Genomic DNA, 22,195 nt, shown 5'->3' with positions numbered 1-22,195 from the left:
GCGATCGCCTCGAGCTTGGCATGGAGTGCCGACCAATCGTCCCGCTCGGCGATGGGGTCCCACAGGCTCTCGACCTCCTCGATCAGCATCGTGCAGGGCGTGGTGCCGGCGAAATACGGGTGGTCGAGGCGGAGGGTCTCCACCGGGGACAAGGATGCGAGGCTGGTTCTGACGGCGGCGAAATCCTCGCGCTCGTAGAAGGCGGAGGAAGGGCTCGCCGCCGCACGGTCGGCGCTGAGGAGACCACCGTACCAGTCGAAGAAGGTCTGCTCGAACGGCGCCCGGCTCTTCGCCAGGAAGCCCCAGAAGGCGGCGACGAACCGGTGCAAATCCGTCTCGTCCGCCGGCTTTGCCAAGCCCAGCCGGGCGAGGAGAGCCTCGGCGAAGGCATCCTGAAGGCTCGATCCGAAGACTTTGAGGGCGCCTTCGAGGGCGTCGCGGTCGGCGAGCGGCATCAGGCATTCGGCGAGCCGGCTGAGATTCCAGAACAGGGCCTCGGGCTGGCGGCCGAAACTGTAGAGGCCATGGACGTCGAAATAGGCGGCGGTGAAGCCCGGGTCGCTGGTCGGCGTGAAGCGCCACGGACCGTAATCGAAGCTTTCGCCCGTGATGTTGATGTTGTCGGTGTTGAGCACCCCGTGGACGAAGCCCGCCGCCATCCACTGGGCCCCCGTGCGGGCGACCCGGCGGCAGACCTCCTCCAGGAAGGCGACGGCACGGGGCGCGGTCTCGTCGCGCCAGGCCTCCGGCAGATAGGTCCGCACCGCATGATCGAGGAGCTTCTCGATGTTGTGCGGCTCGTCCAGCGCCAGCAGGCGCTGGAAGCTGCCGATGCGGATATGGGAATGGCTGAGGCGCACCAGAACGCTGGACCGGGTGGGGGAGGGCTCGTCGCCCCGCTCCAGTTCCTCGCCGGTCTCGATGAGGCTGAAGGTTTTCGAGGTGTCGACGCCCAGGGCCTCGAGCATGGAGGTGGCGAGGATCTCGCGCATGCCTCCCTTCAGGGTGAGGCGGCCATCGGCCGTGCGCGACCACGGCGTGGTGCCGCTGCCCTTGGTAGCGAGATCGAGGAGGCGACCGTCAGCGAGGTCGTGAAGTTGGGCGAACAGGAAGCCGCGCCCATCGCCGAGATCGGCGTTGTAAGAGCGGAACTGGTGGCCGTGATAGCGCAGCGCCAAAGGCTGGGGCAGGCTGCCGGCGAGGGGCTGGAACCGGCCGAAATGCGCCACCCACGATTCGTCGGAAAGGTCGTCGAGCCCCACCCGCGCCGACCAGGGCCGGTTCCGGTAGCGTAGGATCGTCTTCGGGAAGTCGGCGGCGGCGACGACGTCGTAGAAATCGGGGCCGAGTTCGGCGTGCTTCGCGGCGGTGCGTGGTGATGGCATGGGCGGGCAGGGGTTCCTACGAGAACGGCCGGGACACTAAGCAGGTTTCGCAGAGGTGGCCGCCGGCTCTGCGATAAAAACCTGCGACCCATCAGAGAGCTAAGCAGGGTGAAGCGTCGGCTTGCCAACGCGAACCTGCTTAGTGTCTCTCACAAAACTCCCGCCGCGCTGTCCTGCTTGGAGCAAGAACCGACCGTGATCGGGAGTTTTGTGAGGCACTCTTAGCGAGGGCAGGCCGGCGATGACAGCCGCCCCCGACCACGCGAGCGCCGTTCGGAGAAAGGTCACGTACCTCCGAACCGCCGCTGCTCCACCCGGCTCGCCAAGATGATGACCTTGCCGGAAAACCTCTCGATCAGGGCGAGGTTCCGGGCTCGCCTCTAGCGGTTCCAGGTCCACACGTAACGCAGGAACTCGGCGTCGAGCCGTTCCGGGCATCCCCACGCCGCGTCCGGTCGGACCCGGCCATAGCTCGCCGCCAAGCGCCGGATCACGCGCGCCATCGTCAGCCAGGCCGGGAGATCGAGATAGACCAGGGTATCCGCCGCCTCGAAGCGCGGCCCGATGAGGTCCGTGTAGTTCCCGTCGATGATCCAGCGGGGGAGGGCCGCGAGGCGCTCGACTTCGGTACGGAACTCGGTGGCCGGCGCGGGCTCCCAGCCGGGACGAAAATAGGCCTGGTCGAGATGGAAGACGGGCAGGTCATGCGCGGCGCCGAGACGCCGCGCCAGTGTCGATTTCCCGCTTCCGGGCGGCCCCATGACGATGACGCGCTGCATCCGAAAGGCATACCGCGCCGGGGGAGGATTTCGCCAGTCGACCTAGGGGCATCCGGCGCCGCGCCGTCGCCTTCCGAGTCGGAATGGGCGACCCGGAGGGCAATCGCCACGTGACGCTCGTGGCGAACCCATGAGGCGACCAGACCTGTCGCGGAGGGAGACGGCGCTCCCTCCGCGGGAGCCCGACCCCGGTCAGGCCGCGCGGATCGTGGCGAGGAAGCGGCCCAGCTCGGAGTTGAGATGTTCGGACTGGCGCGACAGCTCCGATGCCGCGCCGAGCACCTGGCTGGCGGCAGCGCCGGTCTCCTCGGCGGCACCGGCCACGCCCGCGATGTTCACCGTGACCTCTCCCGTGCCGGTGGCGGCCTGGGACACGTTGCGGACGATCTCCTGCGTGGCGGCGCCCTGCTCCTCCACCGCGGCGGCGATCGTGGTGGCGACGGCGCTGATCTCCTGGATGCGGGTGGTGATGCCGCCGATCGCCGAGACCGCCTGATCGGTGGAGCCTTGGATCGAGGCGATATGGCCGCCGATCTCCTCGGTCGCCCTGGCGGTCTGGTTGGCGAGTTCCTTCACCTCGGCGGCGACGACGGCGAATCCGCGCCCCGACTCGCCGGCACGGGCCGCCTCGATGGTCGCGTTCAGGGCCAGGAGGTTGGTCTGGCCCGCGATGGCGCTGATCATCGTCACCACGTCGCCGATCTTCGCCACGGCGCTGTTCAGGTCCTTCACGAGCAGCGCGGTCCGCGCGGTTTCCTCGACGGCGACATGGGCCAGGCTGGCCGAGGCGCTGACCTGACGGCCGATTTCCTGCACCGACGAGCCGAGTTCCTCGGCAGCCGCCGCCACGGTGGTGACGTTCGAGGCGGCCTGTTCCGCCGCGGCGGCGACGCTGGTGGATTGCGCGGCGGTCTGCGTCGCGGTGCCGGCCATGCCCTGCGCGGTGGCCTGCAACTCCGTCGCCGAACTGGACACGGTCTGGATGATCCCGCCCACGGCGGACTCGAAGCCGTCGGCCATGGACCGCATGGCGGCCTTGCGCTGCGCTTCCGCGCCGGCACGGACCAGGACGGTCTCGTCTTCCAGAGCCTTCATCCGGTGCAATCCGTCCTTGAACACCTGCACGGCGTCGGCGATGCGCCCGATCTCGGTCCTGGCGTTCTGGTGCGGGATGGTCACCGACAGGTCGCCGGCGGCGAGGGCCTGCATCGGCTGCACCACGGAATCGATGCCTCGGGTCACGCCGCGGATGATCAGGAAGGCGGACAGGACGGAGAGGAGGACCGCGACGACGATGGCGGCGATGCCCAGGGTCCGGGCCTGTTCGAAGACCGACTTGCTCCGCGCCTGCGCCTGATCCGCCCCGACATTGTTCAGGCTCACCAGCTTCTCGAGGGCGTCCGACATGCCCCGGCGGATGGTGATCCCCTTGGTCTCGTAGAACGAGAAGGCCTGCGCCTTCTCCCCGCTGCGGGACATGTCCAGGATGGTCTGGCGGATCGCGGCGAATTTGGCGGCCTCGCGCGTGAACGTCTCGTAGAGTTCGCGCTCTTCGGGAGAGGCGATCATCCGCTCGTAGGCGAGCTTCTTCTCGTCGATCCTCTTTCCGAACCGCGCGAGGTCGCCCTCGATGGTCGCCAGCTTCTGGGGGTCGGTTTCCTGCGTATGACGCAGCATGACGCCGTTGTTGCGGGCCGTCAGAGTATCGATCTCGCCGAGGACACGAACACTGGGGAGCCAGTTGTTTTCGATGTCCAGAGCTTGTTCGCGCATGCGCTGCGTACTGACGATCCCAAGCACTCCCAGGCCAACAACGAACAAAGTAAGCAGGGAGAATGCCGTGATGAGCTTGGCACGAATCGAAAGAGCCTGGATCGACATGAAAACCTCTTCCTGACCGCGGATCGCGACGATCAGCCTTTACTTGGGATTTGACATTCCAGCCGAACGGTTAACGATCACTTGTTGTCATTGGAGATATTTTAATATCGGCGTATTACAGGCCATCCGCCGGTCTGAGCCTCCTCCCGCCGGCCCCCGATACCCTCTTCTCCGCCCCGCCGCCGATTTCGGTGCGCGGCGTCCCACGCGCCCAAGCCCCCATCCGACCACATTCGCCTTGCATAGGCGGCACGTCATGGCGCCGCGCGCGCCGGCGAAGGCGAGGATTGTCATGGGCGGTGCTGCAGCGGAGAAGCGGATGTCGCCCCCCGATGCCGGCCATGCGCCCGCCATCGCCTCGGCCCTGCGCACCATCGAGACCGAGTGCGAGGGCCTGCGCTGCCTGATGGAGGCCATCGGCAACGGTCTCGGCACCGCTTTCTCGGACGCCGTCGCCCGCATCTCCGCCGCCAAGGGCCGCGCCATCCTCACCGGCATGGGCAAATCGGGCCATGTCGGCCGCAAGATCGCGGCGACCATGGCCTCCACCGGCACGCCGGCGCTGTATGTCCATCCGGCCGAGGCGAGCCATGGCGATCTCGGCATGATCCAGCCGGAGGACGTCGTCGTCGCCCTGTCCTGGTCGGGCGAGACCACGGAACTCGCCAACATCATCGGCTATGCGCGGCGCTATCGGGTCGGCCTCATCGCCATCACGGCGAATGCCGGCTCGACCCTCGGGCGTGAGGCCGATATCTGCCTGACCCTGCCCAAGGCCCGCGAAGCCTGTCCCAACGGGCTCGCGCCCACCACCTCCACGGCGATGCAACTCGCTTTGGGCGACGCCCTCGCCATCGCCCTGCTCGAGGCCCGCGGCTTCTCCGCCCGCGAGTTCGGCATCTACCATCCCGGCGGACGCCTGGGGGCCTCGCTCCGGCAGGTCCGCGAGGTGATGCATGCGGGCGACCAGCTGCCGGTGGTCCGGCGCGGCACGGGCATGCGGGCCGCCATCGCCGAGATCGACGCCAAGGGCTTCGGATCGGTGGTGGTGGTGGAAGAAGACGGCCGCCTCGCCGGCATCCTCACCGACGGCGACCTGCGCCGCAACGTGTTCAGGGCCGATCTCGATAGCCTCGTGGTCGAGGCGCTGATGAGCGTCCGGCCGCGCACCGTGAGCCCGGAGACCCTTCTCGCCAAGGCCCTGGAAATCCAGGAATCGATGAAGATCACCTCGCTGATCGTCGTCGAGAACGAGCGCCCCGTAGGCCTCGTCCATTATCACGACCTGCTGCGGGCCGGGGTCGCCTGACGACGGGTCCTACCCGGCGAAGTCTGGAGCGGATCCGCCAATGGTCTCGCGATGAGCGCTGGCGTCGCGCCGCGCTGTCCCGGCATCACACCGTCAGGCAGTCGAGGATAGGCTCCAGCATCCCGTCGATGGCCCCACGCGCCACCTCGGCCGGTCCCAGCGCACCGTCGAGGGCGAGCCGGGCGAGACCATGGACCAGGGACCAGCAGGCGATGGCCCTCGGGTCCGGGGCGGCATGATTGGACGCCGCCGGTAGCCCGTCATCCTCGAAAGGGGTTCCGGCCACCGCCGCTTTCAGGAGCCCGAAGGCGCGACCGGCCGCCGCCGCGTAAGCCGCGTCGCCCGTATCGATCCGCGCACAGCGCCACATCGTGTCGAACTCGGCCGGATGGTCGAGGGCGAAGGCGACATAGGCCCGGCCTTGCGCGCGAATGCGCCCGTCGCGGTCGGTCGCGGCGGAATCGGCCGCGGCCAGCGCGTCGCCCAGCATCCTAAAGCCCTCCGTCGCCACGGCGGTGAGCAACCCGCGCGCATCGCCGAAATGATGCTGCGGAGCCGCCGGCGAGACGCCCGCCCGCCGCGCCGCCTCCCTCAGGGAAAACCCGTCGATCCCGCGCTCCCGCAGGATGGCCGTCGTCGCCCGGATCAAGGCGGCCCGCAGATCGCCGTGATGGTAGGCCGAGGCTTCCGTGGCTGCGACGCCCTTCGATGACTTGACAGTGTCAAGATGCTCACTCATGCTCGATCTATACGATGTCAAGATAAAGATGGGCAAGACGTGATCCCCGCAGCGAGCCTGTTCTCCCTCTGCAGCACGATCGCCCTCTTGGGCTGGGTCGCCCTCGCCATCGCGCTGTTCGCTCCCCGGCTCCGAAGGGCCACTTGGATCGGCACCGGCCTCGTCCTGCCGGCGCTTCTGGCGGTGGCCTATATCGGCATCCTGGCGGCAGGGTTGGCGGGCGGCGCGAAAGGCGGCTTCGACTCCATCGAGGCGGTACGTTCCCTGTTCGCGGACGACCATGCGCTCACTGCCGGCTGGATCCATTATCTCGCCTTCGACCTCTTCGTCGGCACCTGGATCGCCCGCGCCGGGATCGGGGCGGGGATCTCGCCGCTGCTGCTCCTGCCCTGCCTCGTCCTCACCTTCCTGGTCGGTCCGGCCGGTCTCCTCCTCGCCCTCGTCATCGGATTGAGCACCGGCAGGCTCGGCCTGGAGACCCGGCCATGATCGCCTTCACCCTCGGCGGAGACGCTCTCCGCCCCACGGCGCTCGCTCGGCTTCGGGCGGACGATCCCGTCCTCACCGCCTTCGGCCTCGCCTGCCTGCTGACCGGCGCCGTCACCCTGGCACTCCCCCTCGTCGACGGTCGGCTCATCGATGGCGCCTTCGTCTGGGCGAAGCCCGCGAAGTTCTTCGTTTCGGTCGGTGTCTACGCCCTGACCTTCGCCTGGTTCACCGGCTACGTCCGGCCGGATCGGCGCCGTTCGCGCTCCCTGCGCACCGGCCGGTTCCTGCTCGTCGCGGCCGGCGGGTTCGAGCTCGCCTACATCACCCTGCAGGCGGCGCGGGCCGAGGCATCGCATTTCAACGACGGCGATCCGCTGCACGCCGTCCTCTACGCCCTGATGGGGATCATGGCGCTCACCCTGCTCGCTGCCAAGATTCCCCTGACCATCGCGGTGGCGGTCCGGCCACGTCCGGGCCTCGAGCCGAGCCTGCGCCTGGCGGTCATTCTCGGCCTCGCGACGACGGTGATCCTCGGGGCCGCCACCGGCATCGCCCTCAGCGCCAACCACGGCCATGCGGTCGGCCCGACCGGTGCGAGCCTGCCCCTGCTCGGCTGGAACCGGGCGGGCGGCGACCTGAGGATCGCGCATTTCCTCGGCATGCACGGGGAACAGATCGTGCCGTTCGCCGCCGCCTCCTTCATCGCCCTCGGCCTGCCGAGGCGACGGGTGCTCGTGCCCCTGGCGGCCTGCCTCCTCTGCGGTGTCATCGCGGGTGCCTGGGTCCAGGCGGGGCGTGGTCTCGCCTTTCCCTTCGGTTGATCGCATCCTTCCCACCGCGATGACGTCGGCGGCGCTTTGAGGCAGCGGCGCCCTCGCCTATGGTCGGGGGAATGCCGCCCGTTCTCCGCCCCGTCCGCCGCCTCGACCCGATCCTCGTGGACCGCATCGCCGCGGGCGAGGTGGTGGAGCGCCCGGCCTCCGCCGTGAAGGAACTGGTGGAGAACGCCATCGATGCGGGCGCCACCAGCATCGAGGTGACCATCGAGGCGGGGGGCCGCCGGCTGATCCGCGTGGTGGATGACGGCGCCGGCATGAGCGCCGACGATCTCGCCCTCGCGGTGGAGCGCCACGCCACCTCGAAACTTCCCGGTGGCGACCTGAGCCGCATCGAGTCCCTCGGCTTTCGCGGCGAGGCGCTGCCCTCCATCGGGGCGGTGGCCCGCCTCTCCCTCACCAGCCGCACGGCCGAGGCCGAGAGCGGATCGACCCTGGTGGTGGATGCCGGCATCAAGGGCGAGGTCCGTCCCGCGCCGAGCCCGCGCGGCACGCGGATCGAGGTCACGGACCTGTTCTCGGCGACGCCGGCGCGGCTGAAATTCCTGAAATCCGACCGCGCCGAGGCGCTGGCCATCGCCGATGGATTGCGGCGCCTCGCCGTGGCGCAGCCCCGGATCCGCTTCGCCCTCCGCTCCGAGAGCGGCAGCCCCCTCGTCTTTTCCGCCGAGACCGGCGACGACGCCGATCTGCGCCGGCTCACGGCGGTGCTGGGGCCGGATTTCGGCGCGAGTTCGGCCCCCCTCCACATGGCGCGGGAGGGCTTCGCCCTGTCCGGCCATATCGGCCTGCCGAGCTACCATCGCGGCGCGGGCAACCAGATCCACTTCACGGTCAACGGCCGCCCGGTGCGCGACCGTCTGCTGCTGGGCGCCGTGCGCGGGGCCTATGCCGACACGATGAGTTCGGACCGTCATCCGGTGCTCGGCCTCGCCATCACCTGCGATCCCGCCCTCGTCGACGTGAACGTCCATCCCGCCAAGACGGAGGTGCGCTTCCGCGAGCCGGGCCTCGTGCGCGCCCTCATCGTCAGCGCCATTCACGAGACCCTGCGTCAGGTCGGAGCGCGCAACGCCAGCACCGGCGCGTCCCGGACCCTGGACGCCCTGCGCCCGGGCCATCCCTCACCGACGATGCGACCGGCGATGCAGGCGCATTCGGGTCGTGGCGCCTGGTCGGGCAGTGTGCCGCTTCCGCCGGGCCTGCCCTCGTTCGGCGCGCCCGCCGGCCTCGCGCCGGCATCGTCCTTCGGTGCGCGCGGGGGCCTGTTCGAGGCCCCGCAAGCGGCGTTCGGCCGGCCGGAGACAGGGTTCGAGGAAGCCGGGCAGGCGCTGTTCTCCGGCGATCTCGCACCACCCGGCGCCGACCTGCGCCAGCCGGAGATCGAACCACCCGACAGCGAGCATCCCCTGGGGGCCGCCCGCGCGCAGCTCCACGAGACCTACATCGTCGCCCAGACCCATGACGGGATCGTCCTCGTCGACCAGCACGCGGCCCATGAGCGCCTCGTCTACGAGCGGCTGAAGCGCGAGCGCGCCGCCGGCGGCATCGCCCGCCAGGGCCTCCTGATTCCCGACGTGGTGGAGATGGCGCCCCAGGATGCCGAGCGCCTCGTTGCCGCCGCCCCCGACCTCGACCGCCTCGGCCTCACCCTGGAGGCCTTCGGCTCCGGCGCCGTCCTCGTGCGCGAAGTTCCCGTGGCGCTGGCCGATTCGTCCACCCGCAATCTTCTGGAGGACATCCTCGACGCCCTCGACGAGAGCGGCCTGGAGGACGGGAGTGCGGACGGCACCGAGGGCGGCCCCCTCGGTCGGCGCCTCGACGCGATCCTCTCGCGCATGAGCTGCCACGGTTCGATCCGCGCCGGACGCCGCCTGCGGCCAGAGGAAATGAATGCGCTCCTGCGCGAGATGGAGGCGACCCCCTTCGCCGGCACCTGCAACCACGGCCGCCCGACCTTCGTGGAATTGAAGCTCCACGACATCGAGCGGCTGTTCGGCCGGCGCTAGGCCTTCAGGCGGCAGCCAGAACGGAGGCGGCGTCGAGCGCCCCGGCGAGGGCCTTCTCGCGGGCCTCCGGACCGAGGGCGATCCCCTCGGCGGTGACGAATTCCGGGTTGGTCACGCCGATGAAGCCGAGGACGACCCGCAGATAAGTCTCGGCATGCTCTGCCGAGGCGGCAGGGGACCCCGCACCGTAAAGGCCGCCGCGCGCCACGGCGACGATGATGCGTTTCTCGGGTACGAGGCCGACGGCGCCGCTCTCGGTGTATTTGAAGGTCTGGCCGGCCACGAGGATGCGGTCGATCCAGGCCTTGAGTTGGGTCGAGATCGTGAAATTGTAGAGCGGTGCGCCGATCACCACGATGTCGGCGGCCAGGAACTCCGCCAGCACCGCGCGGCCGAGCGCGACGTCGTTCTGGATGTCGGGCGTGTTGGTGGCGTTGGGCTGATGGCCCGCGAGATAGGCGCCCGAGAGGTGGGGGATCGGCGTGGCGGCCAGATCGCGATAGGTCACCTCGAGATCGGGCGCTCCCGTGCGGAGGCGGGCGACGATGGCGGCCGAGACGGCGCGGCTGACGGAATGCTCGCCCAGGATGCTGCTGTCGATGTGCAGAAGATTCATGTTCGATCCTCGGTATCAGAATGATACCGAGGCGCTATAGAGTACCGGAGCAGCGCTCGCACAAGGAGGCACATTCGTGGAACCCGGACACACGGAGGTAACCGAGGCACAGCCCATTCACCGCCCCGGCGATTGCCGGGTGGTCGGTACGGTGCTGGCGCGGGTCGGCGACAAGTGGAGCATCCTCGTGGTGATGACGCTCACGGACGGCCCCCGACGCTTCAACGAATTGAAGCGGATCATCGGCGGCATCTCGCAGCGGATGCTCACCTTTACCCTGCGCGGCCTGGAGCGCGACGGCCTCGTCTCGCGCACGGTCACGCCGACAATCCCGCCCCGCGTGGATTACGAACTCACCGAGCTCGGCCGCTCGCTTCAGGTGCCGGTCCAGGCGCTCGGCTCCTGGGCCTTCGCGAACCTGCCCACGATCCAGGCCGCGCGGACCCGTTTCGACGCGGGCGCCGAGCCCGACGCGGCGTAAGTGTCTGTGCGGAATGGGGGCTGATCCCGCCGGCCAAACGGGGTGGGAACAAGCGCACGGTCGAGATGCGGGCCGTGGATGCCATGCCGAGCCCCATCAGTGCGGCCTTTGAGGCAGAGGCGTTCCGGCGATAGTGCTCCTCATCCACCACGTCGTCCTCATCACGCGCGCCTCATCTCGTTCGCACATCATGGCGAGGTTCGCGGCGTGCCGGAGCATCATCGCTTCGGAGAGAGTGACACCACCAATCTGCATTGCAAGATCAGCAAAAGAAGAGCACCAGCGACGTGCGGTGATGCTACGTCGATCGAAAGTCTCGCCATCGATCATAAGCTAGGATGCACCGACGATCTCGGCGATATCGTTCTTTGTCATGTTGTTTTAGTTACAATAGTTAGATGCATCAGTAATCATATAACGCATCTTGAACCAGAGCGGAACATATTGCGGCGCGCAGTGCTTTACCGCTCATCTTGGATCAATCTGCCTGAGTGTCTTCTTCGGCATCAGATGAAGGGGCGCCACTCCAGACGGCAGCGACGTCAAACAGCTTGCCAGGAACACTTGCTGACGGACGCACAATGGTATGCCCGTATTTCCGCATGATCGTTCCAACATACCGCCCAACGAATTGCTTAGCGGCGTTCAAACGCTTCAGATCAGTCTGCTCTAACGGCATCAGGACCGGCGACAAGACTGGGACCAGCGCCGTGACAGCCGGGAGGCCTTTTTCCGAGAGCGCACGGAACTCTGTGTAACGGTCGGGTGTGTCAATGAGGGCGATGAGGCGCTGACCAAGGTCAGTTTGGCCGAAATGCTCGAAATGGGTTTCCAAGACGTCCTCCTCATGCGGTCATCACGATATGGGCTATCGCCAAATCGGCATCATTGCAGTTTTCGATCCCGCCATTCTGCGACTGCCTCAGTGGCGTATCGTGGACGTGACGAATGTCAGGACAACAAGACGGCGGCGTTGAAGCCCGGTCATGCCGCCTGCCATAGCTCGACGCGGCACCGGCCGTCGATCTCGAGCGGAAAATAGAGGCAGGGCCTGAGCGGCGTGTCGAACCGCTCATCGATCCCGACACTAAGACCAGGGCGCTCGGAGGCTGACTCGCCGGGAAGACCGGCCGCTCAGGTCCAGTAGAGGATCCGCGCGAAGGGCAGTTCGCGCGCGACCGCGGCGGTGATCGTCTCCCGCATGGTCCGCATCAGATCGCGGGGATAGACGTATTTCACCGAGCCGAACTTGGTGAGCTTGCGACTGCGCTCGTCCTCCCGCATCGGCAGGTCGGAGCCCGGATACCAGCCCTGGAGCACGTCCTTCGACGCCGGTGTGAACCGGTGCGTGATGAGCTCCACGGTGAGGTCGGGGTTGGAGACGTCGGACAGCGCCTCCGCCACCTCCCGCAGGAGCCCTCCATAGGCATCCGGCCAATCGGGAACGGCGATGATCGGCGCGACGGTGAGCCCCACCGGGTAGCCGGCCCGCGCCATGGCGCCGAGCGCCTGCAGGCGGGCGTCGAGGCTGGCGGTGCCGCCCTCGTAGCGGGCGGCGGGACGCGCGTTGAGGGAGAAGCGAGCGCGGGTCCGACCCCGATGGGGCAGGGCCAGGAGCGGCTCGACGGCGGCGAACTTCGTGGTGAACCGCAATTGCACCGCCGCGTCCCAGCCGCCGAAATGCGTGATCGCCGCCGAGAGCGAGCCGGTCAGGTGCTCGATGCCGAGGGGGTCGGTGTAGCACGAGGCTTCGAAGGTGGTGCCCTCCTCGACGCGCCCGGCCTGGGCCGAAGTGACACCGCCTTGGCCGAGATAGGCCGGCAGGTTCCCGAGGATCGCGTCGAGATTGGCATAGGCCCGCGTCACCGGCGGGCCGGAGAGGGAGCCGGCGAGGTAGCAATATTGGCAATGGGCCGGGCAGCCCTCCGCGAGATCGAAGCGCCAGTCGGCACTGGGCGGGATCGGCTGCAGGCGCAGCTTGCTCGGGGGCGCCACCACGATGGCGAGGGTGGCCTTCGCCTCGCGATAGGCGCGGCGCGGATCCTCGTCGCGCAGGCCCGTGAGGCGGTTGCTCGTCAGGCGCTCCACAGGGAGACCGAGCGCCTCGGCCCGCGCCAGCATCGCGCGGCCCTGGGCATGGTCCAGGGCCGCCGGCGTCACCAGGACACGGCGGGGCCGCCACAAGCGCGGGTCAAGCGGAGCATCCGCCGGCCCAGCCTTCGCCGGTTCGGCCGTGACGGGATCGCGCGTGGCGTCATCGAGGACCATTCCGGGGCAACGCGGCGGCGATGCCCCGGGGTTCCCGGCGCGCGCGGGGGTCGCAGGCTCAGGCCTCGAAGCGAGAGAAAGCCAGGGCGGTGTCGCCGTAGACCCGCCGCTCCAATTCGGTGAAGCCGGGCGGCAGCGCGACGTTGGCGCCCGCCGCCTCCTCGACCACCACCAGGGCGCCGGGAGCGAGCCACCCGCCATGGGATGCGCTCGCCAGCGCAGCCGGCGCGAGGTCGCGGTTGTAGGGGGGGTCGCAGAAGACCAGGGTGAAGGTCCCGCTGGTGCCGGCGGGGCCGAGCTTGGTCGCATCGCGGCGGAACAGCCGGGTCTTGCCGGCGCAGCCCAGGGCATCGATGTTCTCGCGGATCAGACCGCGCGCTTCGGCGCCCTCGTCCACCAGGAGGGCGTAGCTCGCCTCGCGGGACAGGGCCTCGAAGCTCAGCGCCCCGGTTCCGGCGAAGAGATCGAGGACCCGCGCGCCGGCCACCGCGTCGTCATAGGCATGGGCGAGGACGTTGAAGAGCGCCTCGCGCAGTCGATCCGAGGTCGGCCGGATCGCGTCCGATTTCGGGGTGGCGAGGCGGCGTCCACGCAGGTCGCCGCCGACGATCCTCACCGCGAGCCGCCACGGGGCGGACGTCCGCCCCCGCCACCGGGCTTGCCGCCCGCGCCACCGCCGCGATTGCCGAACCCACCGGGCTTGGCCGAACCGCCGGGACGGGACGAACCACCGGCCTTGAAGCCGCCCGGCCTTCCGGCCCCGGCGGGCTTGCCCGATCCGCCGGGCTTTCCGAACCCACCGGGCTTGCCGAACCCACCGGGCTTGCCACCGGGCCGGAAGCCGCCGCGATCGGCGCCCGAGCGTTCGGCGCCGATGTCACGGTCGCCGCCCTGGCGGTCGTCGGAGCGGCCCTTGAAGCCCGCTCCCTTGAAGCCGCCGGGCTTGAACCCGCCCGGCCGGCCGCCACCGGGACGATCGTCGCCGCCACGATTGAAGGCCGGCTTCTCGCTGCGGAATCCCGCCAGCTTGTCCCCACGCGGCTCGCCGCGATTGAAAGCCGGACGTTCCGCGCGGTCGTTGAAGCCGCCGCCATCGCGAGGTTTGAAGCTGCGGGGGCGCTCGTCGCCGCCACGAGGCGGACCGCGCCGCTCGGCGCCATCGGCGGGCCGCCCGAAACCGCCGCGCGGAGCATCGTCCCGGCGCGGAGGCCTCGCATCGCTGCGCGGGGGCCTTGCATCGCTGCGCGGGGGCCTGGAATCTCCGTCGAACCGGCGCTGCGGCGGCCGGGCATCGGCCTCCTCGCGGCGGGCCGCCTTGGCATCGGATTGGCGCAGCGTCCGGACCGGACGCTCGGCGCCGCCCGTCTCGTCACGCCGGGCACCGCGATCACGGCGATGCGGCTCGGGGGCCGGCTCCTGCGGGCTCGCCTTCAGGCGCTCCACCAGAACACGGCGCTCGCCGGTATTGATCGCGCCCACGCGCTCCCGGCCGCGGGCAGCGGAGGCCTCACGCTCGGCCTTGGGATCGGCGCCACGGCGGGGGATCTTGACCCGGCGCGCACCATCCTCCTGGGGCGCTGCCTCTTCGGCGCGCCAGACCGAGCGGCGGGGACCGGCGCTGTTGCCGCCCGTGGGAACCCGTGCGGGTTCGGCGGGCCTGCGCAGGGGGCGGTCGCCGCCACGGTCGCGGTCGCCACCGCGCTCGCCGCCGCGCGGGGCGTCGTCGTAGCTGCGCCCGGCGCTTCGCGCCGCGGCGGCCGAGGCGCTGCGGGCGGGCTGCTTGGTCTGTTGCTGCGCGGCCTTCGGCGAACCGAACGGGGCGATCGGCTCACGGTTGGGGCTGGTGAAATCGACGCCGGCCTGATCGGCGAGGGTGGGGCCGAGCTGCTCCTTGAGCACCTTGGTGCGGATCTCCTCGACGAGGCCCACTTCGAGGTCGCCGAGCTGGAACGGGCCGAAGGACAGGCGGATCAGCCGGTTCACGGCCAGACCCAGGTGCTCGAGGATGCGCTTGACCTCGCGGTTCTTGCCTTCGCGCAGGCCCAGCGTCAGCCAGAGGTTGTCGCCCGAGGCCCGGTCGAGGACCGCGTCCACCGGGCCGTAATCCATGCCGTCGATGGTGACGCCCTTGCGCAGCTTGTCGAGCTCGGCCTGATTCGTGTCGCCATGCGCGCGGACGCGGTAGCGCCGCAGCCATCCGGTATCGGGATGGGCGATCACCTTGGCGAGGCCGCCATCGTTGGTGAGCAGCAGCAGGCCTTCGGTGTTGATGTCGAGACGGCCGATGGCGACCACGCGCGGCAGGTCCTCGGGCAGGGCCTCGAAGACGGTCTGGCGCCCTTCCGGATCGCGTGCCGTGGTCACGAGGCCCCGCGGCTTGTGATAGATCCACAGCCGGGTCCGCTCGCGGGCGGGCAGGGGCTCACCGTCGACGGTGATCTCGTCCGCATCCGTCACGTTGATTGCCGGCGAGGTCAGCACCTTGCCGTTGAGGGTGACGCGGCCCTCGGCGATCATCACCTCTACGTCGCGGCGGGACGCGATGCCGGCGCGCGCGATGGCCTTGGCGATACGGTCGCCCTCGGGCGTCGCCGAATCGGAATCACCGGTGGCACCCGCCTCAGCGGCCTTGGCCGCCGGCCGCGGCAACGCCGCCTTGCGGCGCAGGGGGGCGTCGCCGCCCCTGGCGGGCGCGGCCCGGCGCGGAGCCGGCTGCTCTTCGGCGGAAGGTCCGGGCACACCCGCATCGGTCGCCGGGGACCACGCTTGGCCGGAAACGTTGTTGGTCTCGGGCGCGTCCTCGGACCCGCCCGTCTGTTCGTCTGTCTTGTCGCTCATCCGAGCCCCATAACAGAGCGGAGGCGAGGTTGCGAGCGATTGCGCGTGGAGCGGCCCGCCCGCCGCGCAAGGGGGCGTTGCAGCCGCATACGAAAAAGGCGGCCTCCCGGCCGCCTTCTCTAATATCCGGTGCCGAAGCTCAGAGCTTGCTCTTCACCGTGTCGGCGGCGTTCTTGACGCCGTCCTTGGCATCGCCAACGGTCTTCTGGGCTTCGCCCTTGAGTTCCTGGGCCTTGCCCTCGGCCACGAGCTTGTCGTTGCCGGTGACCTTGCCGACACCCTCCTTCAGGTTGCCGACGGCTTCGTTGGCGAGACCCTTGATCTTGTCGGTGGTGCTGCTCATCGTCTGCTCCTGAAAAGATCCTGCGGCCTTGCCGCGTCGGTAAGGAAACGGCTCCATCGCCGCGATGTTCCTGCCGGGCCATCACGGGATCTCGACCCGCCGGGTTTCTCGATGAAGACAGATCTTGGGTTCGACGACAGTGAATGCCCCCCTCTCCCCCAGCACCGCCACCGACCCTCTGAGCCTCGCCTTCGATGCCGCCCGCCGCGCGGCCGACGAAGGAGAGGTGCCGGTGGGGGCCGTGATCGTGCGGGACGGCGCGATCCTCAGCGTCGCCCATAATCGCCCCCGCGCGCTGCGCGATCCCACCGCCCATGCGGAGATCCTGGCGATCCGCGCCGCCTGCGCCGCCATCGACGACGAGCGCCTGATCGGCTGCGACCTCTACGTCACCCTGGAGCCCTGTCCGATGTGCGCCGGCGCCATCTCGTTCGCGCGCATCCGCCGGGTCTATTTCGCGGCCCTCGATCCGAAGGGCGGCGGAGTGGAACACGGGCCACGGGTGTTCAACCAGCCCACCTGCCACCATGCGCCGGAGGTCTATGGCGGCTTGCGCGAGGCGGAGGCCGCCACGCTCCTGCGCGATTTTTTTCGCGATCGGCGGGAGGGCTGAGGCCAGGAGCCTTCCCGGGCCCTGGGACGTTCGGCAACAGACCCTCGCCATCCGGAGATGCCCCATGGTCCCGACCTACCAGCGTGCCCTCATCGTCGGCGCCGGCGAAGGCCTGAGCGCCTCGCTGGCGCGCCGCCTGTCCCGCGAAGGCCTTCGCCTCGGCCTCGCCTCGCGCTCCATCGGCAAGCTCGAAGAACTGGCGGCCGAGACCGGCGCCGCCCTGCATTCCTGCGATGCCGTCGACCCGTCGGAGGTGGAGGCACTGTTCGCCCGGATGGAACCGGCCCTCGGCGGCCCGCCCGACGTGGTGATCTACAATGCCAGCGGCCGGTTGCGCGGCCCCGTCGCCGATCTCGACCCGGACGCGGTGCGTCACGCCCTGATGGTCTCGGCCTATGGCGGTTTCCTCGTGGCCCAGGCCGCAGCAAGACGCATGCTGCCGGGTCGCCACGGGGCCATCCTGTTCACGGGGGCGTCGGCCAGCGTGAAGGGCTATGCCGAATCCGCCGCCTTCGCCATGGGCAAGTTCGGCTTACGCGGCCTGTCGCAGAGCCTCGCGCGGGAACTCCACCCGAAGGGCATCCATGTCGCCCATTTCGTCATCGACGGCGGGATCCGCAGCGCCTCCCGCCCGGAGCCGGCGGATGCCCCCGACAGCCTGCTCGATCCCGACGCCATCGCCTCGGCCTATTGGGACGTCCTGCGGCAGGATCGCAGCGCCTGGACCTCCGAGGTCGCGCTGCGACCATGGGTGGAGCGGTTCTGAGGCATTTGGGAGCGCCTCGGAACCGCCCGGCCGTCAGGCCGCCGCCAGCGGCTTCGAGACATCTTCCAGGGACTTGCCCTCTGCGGCCGTGCCCCAGATGCCGCCGACGATGGCGGCGGTCAGCATCAGCGCGGCACCGATGCCGTAGCCGATCAGCACGTTGTCGCGGGACCCCGTCTCCACCAGGGCACCGAACAGGAGCGGGCCGGAGACGCCGCCGATGCCGGTGCCCAGCGCATAGAACACCGCGATGGCGAGCGCCCGGATCTCCAGCGGGAAGGTCTCGGCCACGGTGAGGTAGGCGGCGCTCGCGGCGGCGGAGGCGAAGAAGAACACCACCATCCAGGCCGCCGTCTGGCCCACGGGACCGAACACCTCGATCTTGAACAGGTAGCCGGTGATGGTGAGCAGCACCGCCGAGATGCCGTAGGTGAAGGCGATCATCTGGCGGCGGCCGATCGTGTCGAACAGCCGGCCGAGCAGCAGCGGGCCGAGGAAGGAGCCCAGCGCGAAGGGCAGCAGGTACCAGCCGACATGGTCCCCCGGCACCCCGTAGAAGCGCTGGAGCACGAGGGCGTAGGTGAAGAACAGCGCGTTGTAGAAGAACGCCTGCGCGATCATCAGGGCGAGGCCCACCAGGGTCTGCTTGCGATAGCCGACCAGCATGGTGCCGAAGACTTCCTTGAGCGGCGTGTGGCTGCGGGTCCGCAGCTTCATCCGCTTGGATTCGTCCACCGGCGGCAGGGTGATGCCCTCGTCGGTGAAACGCTTCTCGATGCTGGTGACGACCCGGTCCGCCTCGGCGACGTAGCCGTGGGTGGCGAGCCAGCGCGGGCTCTCGGGGATCCATGTCCGCAGCAGCAGGATCACGAGGCCGATGCCGCCGCCGACGAAGAAGGCGATGCGCCAACCCCAAGCCGGGTCGATCATGCCGGGGCGCAGCACGGCGATGGAGAGGAAGGAGCCCAAGGCCGCCCCGATCCAGAACGACCCGTTGATGACGAGGTCGGTCCAGCCGCGCACACGGGCCGGGACGAGTTCCTGGATGGTGGAGTTGATGGCGGTGTATTCGCCGCCGATGCCCGCGCCGGTGAGGAACCGGAAGATGCAGAAGCTGTAGATGTTCCAGGACAGGCCGGTGGCCGCGGTGGCGGCGAGGTACAGGGCCAGGGTGATGAAGAACAGCTTCTTGCGGCCGATCCGGTCGGTGAGCCAGCCGAAGCCGAGCGCCCCCACCACCGCGCCGACGAGGTAGGAACTCGCCGCCAGGCCGATATCGAACTCGGTGAAGCTCATGGGCTCGGCCCGCAGGGCCCCCACGAGAGAGCCCGCCAGGGTGACTTCGAGGCCGTCGAGCACCCAGGTGATGCCCAGCGCCACGATGACGAGGATGTGGAAGCGTCCCCAGGGCAGCCGGTCGAGACGAGCGGAAATATCGGTGTCGATCACCGTGCCCATCGGAACCCGCTCCGGCGGGGCGGAGCCCGGCTTTGCCTCGACCATACTCGTCATCGACGCCTCGTTAACTCTCGGACACGAATGTTGTTGGCAATGAACGGCCAAGCCTCGCGGTTCCGTCGGCGTCTTTACCTGTTCACGCTTCACTCGGAGCATGCGTCTCCGGGTGCCTCGACCGATGAATCCCCGCCTCCTCTCCGCCATCCTCGCCACCACGGTGCTTACGGGTGCCGCGCTCGCGCCGCCGCCGCTGCGCGCCAATGAGGCGTCACACAGGCCGCCGCGCGGCGCCGAAGGCTGGCGCCTGCGCCCCGCCGACGTGACGACGACGGGAAGTACCGGTGCGGCGATCAAGGACCGCCCGAGCGCCGACATCCCGGCGGAGCGGCGCACGGTGCGGGTGGTCTATCCCGGCCTCCTGGCCGACCGGTGAGCATCCGGCCCGGCCGCGCAGGCGCGCGCCGACGGCGCGGATACGAGCCTCCACCTTGGGTCGACCATTCGGCGGCCGCTCCGCCCGGCAAAGAGCGACTGGTTCGCGCGCCTCAATGGCGGCTCGCCACTACAGCGCAATACGACCGGGGCAACGGTAGATGATGAAGCAAACTCAATAATCAAAATATTGATGCTGTTGAATGACTCAAATCAGCTGCCCTACATTGCCTTGATGCGAGCGATTTACATATGACTGCGAACATATAGATAGAAGCAACTGCATCCTAGATAAACCTATGATGAAAATAGCATCCTAAAGATTACATATTGCAAATATACTGATAGTATCATCGTCAATAGATTAAAGTGTGACTGCAGTCGCCCTGCAATGCTCGACCACCGCCGAATGGACCATCCAATCGTCTATGTCCGATATGCGACAACTGCCATTTATACGAAAAATTGACTCTATGGATTGACGTTCTCGCAAGCCTATGAGTTGCAGGGTCGGGTCTGATTGAGGGTCAGGATCGATGCTGGGACGGCTCGCCGACAAGATATCCCTGCGGCACCAGATCAGCTTGTTCGCCGGTGCGGTCGGCCTGTCCATCGTAGCCGCGAGCACATTGGGCTCCGCGCTCCTGGCGCGCGGGCAAGCCACCGATATGGCCCAGAACGCCCTGCTGCAGGTGGCCCGCTCCGTCGCCGATCGCCTGGACCAGGACATGGCGGAGCGCCTGCGCGAGATTCGCAACGTGGCGGCCCTCGATCCGCTCCAGCCCCACTGGATGGAAGAGACCGGAAGTCTGCGCAAGGTGCTGCAGACGATGCAGAAAACCCTTCCGGACTATGCCTGGATCGGCTTTGCCGACGAGACCGGGAAAGTCCGCGCGGCGACCGGCGGCATCCTGGAAGGCGCGAATGTCGGCCAGCGTCCCTGGTTCATCGATGGGATGAAGGGCGCGGTCGCCGAGGACGTTCACGTCGCGGCCTTGCTGCAGAGCCTGCTCAAGCCCAGCGGGGACAAGACCCCGTTCCGCTTCGTCGATTTCGCATCTCCCGTCACCGATGCGTCGGGCCGGATCATCGGCGTCCTGGGAAGCCATCTCAGCTGGAGCTGGGCGGACGTGGTGCGACGGGAAGTCCTGTCCTCGCGCAGGCCGGAGCTGAAGGAGGAGATCGTCGTCCTCGACCGGACCGGCCGCGTGCTCCTCGGGCCGGACCTCGGGACTACACCCTACTCCCCCGCCGATCTCGCGGCGGGACATTTCATCGCGAGCGGCCCGGACGGCAAACGGCTCGCCGCCGTGTCGGCCACCCGCGGCCGGGGCGACTACAGCGGTCTCGGCTGGATCGTGGTCGCCCTCCAGCCGGAGGATACGGCGCTCGCGGGAGCCAATCGCCTGACCCTCCTCATCACCCTGATCGGCCTCGGCGCGGGTGCGGTGGGCGTTCTCGGCATCTTCCTGGTGGTGACGCGCCTGAGCCGCCCGCTCGTGAACCTCACGGATGCGGTGGACCGGATCGGCCGCGAGCCGAATGCGACGATGACGGAGCGGGTCCATGGCTCGCCCGAGGTGCTGCGCCTGTCCGCCGCCGTCAGGTCGCTGCTGAGACGGATCGGCACCGCCGAGTCCGATGCGCGAGACGTCGAGACCGAAGCGTCCCGGGCGGTGCAGGCCGCGCAGGACCGGGTCAGGCGCATCGGCGACGACCTCCACGCCCTGCAGCTCATCGCCAACAAGGACGCTCTCACGGGCCTCCTCAACCGGCGCGCGTTCCTTCCCCTCGCGAAGGAAGCCTTGAACGCCTTCAAGCTCTACCGCCGCCCCATTGCGGTGCTGATGATCGACATCGACCATTTCAAGCGGGTCAACGACCGTTACGGCCACCCGGCGGGCGATGTGGTCATCCGCAAGGTCGGCTCCATCATCAGCGACACCATCAGGACGACGGACAAGGTCGCGCGCTTCGGCGGCGAGGAGTTCATCGTCCTGCTCGGCGACAGCAGCGCCGTCGGCGCGGCGCTGATCGCGGAGCGCATTCGCCAGAGCGTGGCCAGCACCGTGTTCGAGCCCGACAACAATCGCCTTCTGGCGACGATCAGCATCGGCATCGCCGAGGCGGACTCGTCCGACAAGGACATCGACCACACCATCGAGCGCGCGGACCGTGCCCTCTACGAGGCGAAATCGCGGGGACGCAACTGCATCCACACCTTCACGGCGGACATCGCCGACCTGAGATCGGTGGCATAGCCAGTTCTCGGGGCTCCCTGCGCGCCCCTCAGTCGCTGCCGGCGAGGTCCTGCCGGTGCAATCGGGCCACGGCCTACGGCATTCCCGCATCTCGCGGGCACCACGGGTCCCCTCTCCTGGAAGGAGAGGGACAGGGTGACGTGTGACCTTTTCGGTGAGTCCACGCCCCTCACCCCAACCCTCTCCCAAACGGGAGAGGGAGCCCGTCGCGCCTCATGCCGAACCCTCATGGGTAGAGACACGTCCGTCGAGCAGATGTGCGTATCCCGTAGGGCCACGGCCCTCAGGCCGTCACCTGCCGGCGATCCGGGGATCGAGGGCGTCGCCGAGGCCGTCACCGAGGACGTTGAGGGCCACCAGCGTCGAGACGAGGAAGGCGGCGGGGCCGGCGAGCATCCACGGGGCGGATTCGAGGGCGCGCGCGCCCTCCGCGATGAGGGCGCCCCAGCTCGTGGCCGGTTCCTGCACCCCGAGGCCGAGGAACGACAGGAAGCTCTCCAGCAGGATCACCTTGGGCACGAGGAGGGTCGCCGCCACCGTGACGGGGCCGAGGGTGTTGGGGACGATGTGCCGGCGCAGGATCGCCGCCGTGGACAAGCCGAGGGCCTCGGCCGCGCGGACGAAATCGCGATGCCGCAGGGAGAGGGTCTGGGCGCGGACGAGGCGGGCCATGTCGAGCCATTCCACCGCGC

The 22,195-nt window shown here is 68.9% G+C and carries 21 protein-coding genes; 9 read left to right on the top strand and 12 right to left on the bottom strand.

Annotated elements, in window-relative coordinates; genetic code table 11:
- From MBTS_RS08140 to MBTS_RS08130, 3 genes are all read right to left on the bottom strand, one after another.
- Positions 1-1,385: protein adenylyltransferase SelO (locus MBTS_RS08140; RefSeq protein WP_192215387.1), on the bottom strand; the 1,385-nt coding region annotated here is incomplete at its 3' end.
- Between the two features lie 380 nt (positions 1,386-1,765).
- On the bottom strand, positions 1,766-2,164 hold the full coding sequence (locus MBTS_RS08135) for a P-loop NTPase family protein (protein WP_238253940.1): 399 nt from the start codon (positions 2,162-2,164) through the stop codon (positions 1,766-1,768).
- Positions 2,165-2,356: 192 nt separating this feature from the next.
- Positions 2,357-4,045, bottom strand: coding sequence for a methyl-accepting chemotaxis protein (locus MBTS_RS08130; protein WP_192215386.1), 1,689 nt, complete (start codon positions 4,043-4,045; stop codon positions 2,357-2,359).
- A 292-nt stretch (positions 4,046-4,337) separates the two neighbouring features.
- Here MBTS_RS08130 and MBTS_RS08125 point away from each other — a divergent pair, with 292 nt between their 5' ends.
- On the top strand, positions 4,338-5,354 hold the full coding sequence (locus MBTS_RS08125) for a KpsF/GutQ family sugar-phosphate isomerase (RefSeq protein WP_192215385.1): 1,017 nt from the start codon (positions 4,338-4,340) through the stop codon (positions 5,352-5,354).
- A gap of 85 nt (positions 5,355-5,439) precedes the next feature.
- On the opposite strand, the gene MBTS_RS08120 is transcribed toward MBTS_RS08125, so the two are convergent.
- Complete coding sequence (locus MBTS_RS08120; RefSeq protein ID WP_056149051.1) at positions 5,440-6,093, bottom strand: TetR/AcrR family transcriptional regulator; 654 nt, start codon at positions 6,091-6,093, stop codon at positions 5,440-5,442.
- A 39-nt stretch (positions 6,094-6,132) separates the two neighbouring features.
- On the opposite strand from MBTS_RS08120, the gene MBTS_RS08115 reads away from it, so the two are divergent.
- The 3 genes from MBTS_RS08115 (at position 6,133) to mutL (ending at position 9,427) form a co-directional block, all read left to right on the top strand.
- Positions 6,133-6,582 (top strand): abscisic acid-deficient protein Aba4 family protein, encoded by a 450-nt coding sequence (locus tag MBTS_RS08115; RefSeq protein ID WP_192215384.1) that lies wholly within the window; start codon positions 6,133-6,135, stop codon positions 6,580-6,582.
- A complete protein-coding gene (locus tag MBTS_RS08110; RefSeq protein ID WP_192215383.1) occupies positions 6,579-7,403 on the top strand; it encodes a hypothetical protein in 825 nt (274 codons plus the stop codon). The genes MBTS_RS08115 and MBTS_RS08110 overlap by 4 nt, the downstream gene beginning before the upstream one ends.
- 71 nt (positions 7,404-7,474) lie before the next feature.
- Positions 7,475-9,427, top strand: coding sequence for a DNA mismatch repair endonuclease MutL (gene mutL, locus MBTS_RS08105; protein WP_192215382.1), 1,953 nt, complete (start codon positions 7,475-7,477; stop codon positions 9,425-9,427).
- A 4-nt stretch (positions 9,428-9,431) separates the two neighbouring features.
- On the opposite strand, the gene MBTS_RS08100 is transcribed toward mutL, so the two are convergent.
- The gene (locus MBTS_RS08100) at positions 9,432-10,043 is read right to left on the bottom strand and encodes an FMN-dependent NADH-azoreductase (RefSeq protein WP_192215381.1); all 612 of its coding nucleotides are present in this window, start codon (positions 10,041-10,043) and stop codon (positions 9,432-9,434) included.
- Between the two features lie 76 nt (positions 10,044-10,119).
- Here MBTS_RS08100 and MBTS_RS08095 point away from each other — a divergent pair, with 76 nt between their 5' ends.
- Entirely contained in the window at positions 10,120-10,524 is a 405-nt protein-coding gene (locus MBTS_RS08095; RefSeq protein ID WP_026175825.1) for a winged helix-turn-helix transcriptional regulator, read from the top strand.
- Between the two features lie 478 nt (positions 10,525-11,002).
- Here the strand turns inward: MBTS_RS08095 and MBTS_RS08090 are convergent, their stop codons facing one another.
- From MBTS_RS08090 to MBTS_RS08070, 5 genes are all read right to left on the bottom strand, one after another.
- On the bottom strand, positions 11,003-11,359 hold the full coding sequence (locus tag MBTS_RS08090) for a hypothetical protein (protein WP_192215380.1): 357 nt from the start codon (positions 11,357-11,359) through the stop codon (positions 11,003-11,005).
- 299 nt (positions 11,360-11,658) lie between these two features.
- Complete coding sequence (locus MBTS_RS08085) at positions 11,659-12,792, bottom strand: spore photoproduct lyase family protein (protein ID WP_192215379.1); 1,134 nt, start codon at positions 12,790-12,792, stop codon at positions 11,659-11,661.
- A 58-nt stretch (positions 12,793-12,850) separates the two neighbouring features.
- Positions 12,851-13,408 (bottom strand): 16S rRNA (guanine(966)-N(2))-methyltransferase RsmD, encoded by a 558-nt coding sequence (rsmD, locus tag MBTS_RS08080; RefSeq protein ID WP_018043184.1) that lies wholly within the window; start codon positions 13,406-13,408, stop codon positions 12,851-12,853.
- Positions 13,405-15,630 carry a pseudouridine synthase gene (locus MBTS_RS08075; protein ID WP_192215378.1) on the bottom strand — a complete coding sequence of 742 codons (2,226 nt, stop codon included), beginning with the start codon at positions 15,628-15,630 and terminating at the stop codon, positions 13,405-13,407. Before MBTS_RS08075 ends, rsmD begins: the two co-directional genes overlap by 4 nt.
- A gap of 139 nt (positions 15,631-15,769) precedes the next feature.
- A complete protein-coding gene (locus MBTS_RS08070) occupies positions 15,770-15,973 on the bottom strand; it encodes a CsbD family protein (protein ID WP_192215377.1) in 204 nt (67 codons plus the stop codon).
- A gap of 139 nt (positions 15,974-16,112) precedes the next feature.
- On the opposite strand from MBTS_RS08070, the gene MBTS_RS08065 reads away from it, so the two are divergent.
- Together MBTS_RS08065 and MBTS_RS08060 are read left to right on the top strand one after the other, a co-directional pair.
- Complete coding sequence (locus MBTS_RS08065) at positions 16,113-16,586, top strand: nucleoside deaminase (RefSeq protein WP_192215388.1); 474 nt, start codon at positions 16,113-16,115, stop codon at positions 16,584-16,586.
- Between the two features lie 64 nt (positions 16,587-16,650).
- A complete protein-coding gene (locus MBTS_RS08060) occupies positions 16,651-17,352 on the top strand; it encodes an SDR family NAD(P)-dependent oxidoreductase (RefSeq protein WP_056253040.1) in 702 nt (233 codons plus the stop codon).
- Between the two features lie 33 nt (positions 17,353-17,385).
- On the opposite strand, the gene MBTS_RS08055 is transcribed toward MBTS_RS08060, so the two are convergent.
- Entirely contained in the window at positions 17,386-18,864 is a 1,479-nt protein-coding gene (locus MBTS_RS08055) for an MFS transporter (protein WP_192215376.1), read from the bottom strand.
- A 124-nt stretch (positions 18,865-18,988) separates the two neighbouring features.
- On the opposite strand from MBTS_RS08055, the gene MBTS_RS08050 reads away from it, so the two are divergent.
- A complete protein-coding gene (locus MBTS_RS08050; RefSeq protein WP_056149030.1) occupies positions 18,989-19,243 on the top strand; it encodes a hypothetical protein in 255 nt (84 codons plus the stop codon).
- A 535-nt stretch (positions 19,244-19,778) separates the two neighbouring features.
- A complete protein-coding gene (locus MBTS_RS08045; RefSeq protein WP_018043191.1) occupies positions 19,779-21,503 on the top strand; it encodes a sensor domain-containing diguanylate cyclase in 1,725 nt (574 codons plus the stop codon).
- Positions 21,504-21,794: 291 nt separating this feature from the next.
- Here the strand turns inward: MBTS_RS08045 and MBTS_RS08040 are convergent.
- Positions 21,795-22,195, bottom strand: a 401-nt coding sequence (locus tag MBTS_RS08040; protein WP_192215375.1) for an ABC transporter permease, incomplete at its 5' end; no start/stop codon positions are given.

Source organism: Methylobacterium bullatum (genome assembly GCF_014845095.1).
Taxonomy (GTDB): domain Bacteria; phylum Pseudomonadota; class Alphaproteobacteria; order Rhizobiales; family Beijerinckiaceae; genus Methylobacterium; species Methylobacterium bullatum.
Note: the sequence above shows the minus strand (reverse complement) of the source record. Positions and strands in the feature narration are given on the sequence as shown.

Excerpts from the sequence above, each read along its gene's own strand:
- MBTS_RS08135 (WP_238253940.1), bottom strand. The coding sequence starts at position 2,164 with ATGCAGCGCGTCATCGTCATGGGGCCGCCCGGAAGCGGGAAATCGACA.
- MBTS_RS08130 (WP_192215386.1), bottom strand. The coding sequence starts at position 4,045 with ATGTCGATCCAGGCTCTTTCGATTCGTGCCAAGCTCATCACGGCATTC.
- MBTS_RS08125 (WP_192215385.1), top strand. The coding sequence starts at position 4,338 with ATGGGCGGTGCTGCAGCGGAGAAGCGGATGTCGCCCCCCGATGCCGGC.
- MBTS_RS08120 (WP_056149051.1), bottom strand. The coding sequence starts at position 6,093 with ATGAGTGAGCATCTTGACACTGTCAAGTCATCGAAGGGCGTCGCAGCC.
- MBTS_RS08110 (WP_192215383.1), top strand. The coding sequence starts at position 6,579 with ATGATCGCCTTCACCCTCGGCGGAGACGCTCTCCGCCCCACGGCGCTC.
- mutL (WP_192215382.1), top strand. The coding sequence starts at position 7,475 with ATGCCGCCCGTTCTCCGCCCCGTCCGCCGCCTCGACCCGATCCTCGTG.
- MBTS_RS08100 (WP_192215381.1), bottom strand. The coding sequence starts at position 10,043 with ATGAATCTTCTGCACATCGACAGCAGCATCCTGGGCGAGCATTCCGTC.
- MBTS_RS08085 (WP_192215379.1), bottom strand. The coding sequence starts at position 12,792 with ATGGTCCTCGATGACGCCACGCGCGATCCCGTCACGGCCGAACCGGCG.
- MBTS_RS08075 (WP_192215378.1), bottom strand. The coding sequence starts at position 15,630 with ATGAGCGACAAGACAGACGAACAGACGGGCGGGTCCGAGGACGCGCCC.
- MBTS_RS08070 (WP_192215377.1), bottom strand. The coding sequence starts at position 15,973 with ATGAGCAGCACCACCGACAAGATCAAGGGTCTCGCCAACGAAGCCGTC.
- MBTS_RS08060 (WP_056253040.1), top strand. The coding sequence starts at position 16,651 with ATGGTCCCGACCTACCAGCGTGCCCTCATCGTCGGCGCCGGCGAAGGC.
- MBTS_RS08055 (WP_192215376.1), bottom strand. The coding sequence starts at position 18,864 with ATGACGAGTATGGTCGAGGCAAAGCCGGGCTCCGCCCCGCCGGAGCGG.
- MBTS_RS08050 (WP_056149030.1), top strand. The coding sequence starts at position 18,989 with ATGAATCCCCGCCTCCTCTCCGCCATCCTCGCCACCACGGTGCTTACG.
- MBTS_RS08045 (WP_018043191.1), top strand. The coding sequence starts at position 19,779 with ATGCTGGGACGGCTCGCCGACAAGATATCCCTGCGGCACCAGATCAGC.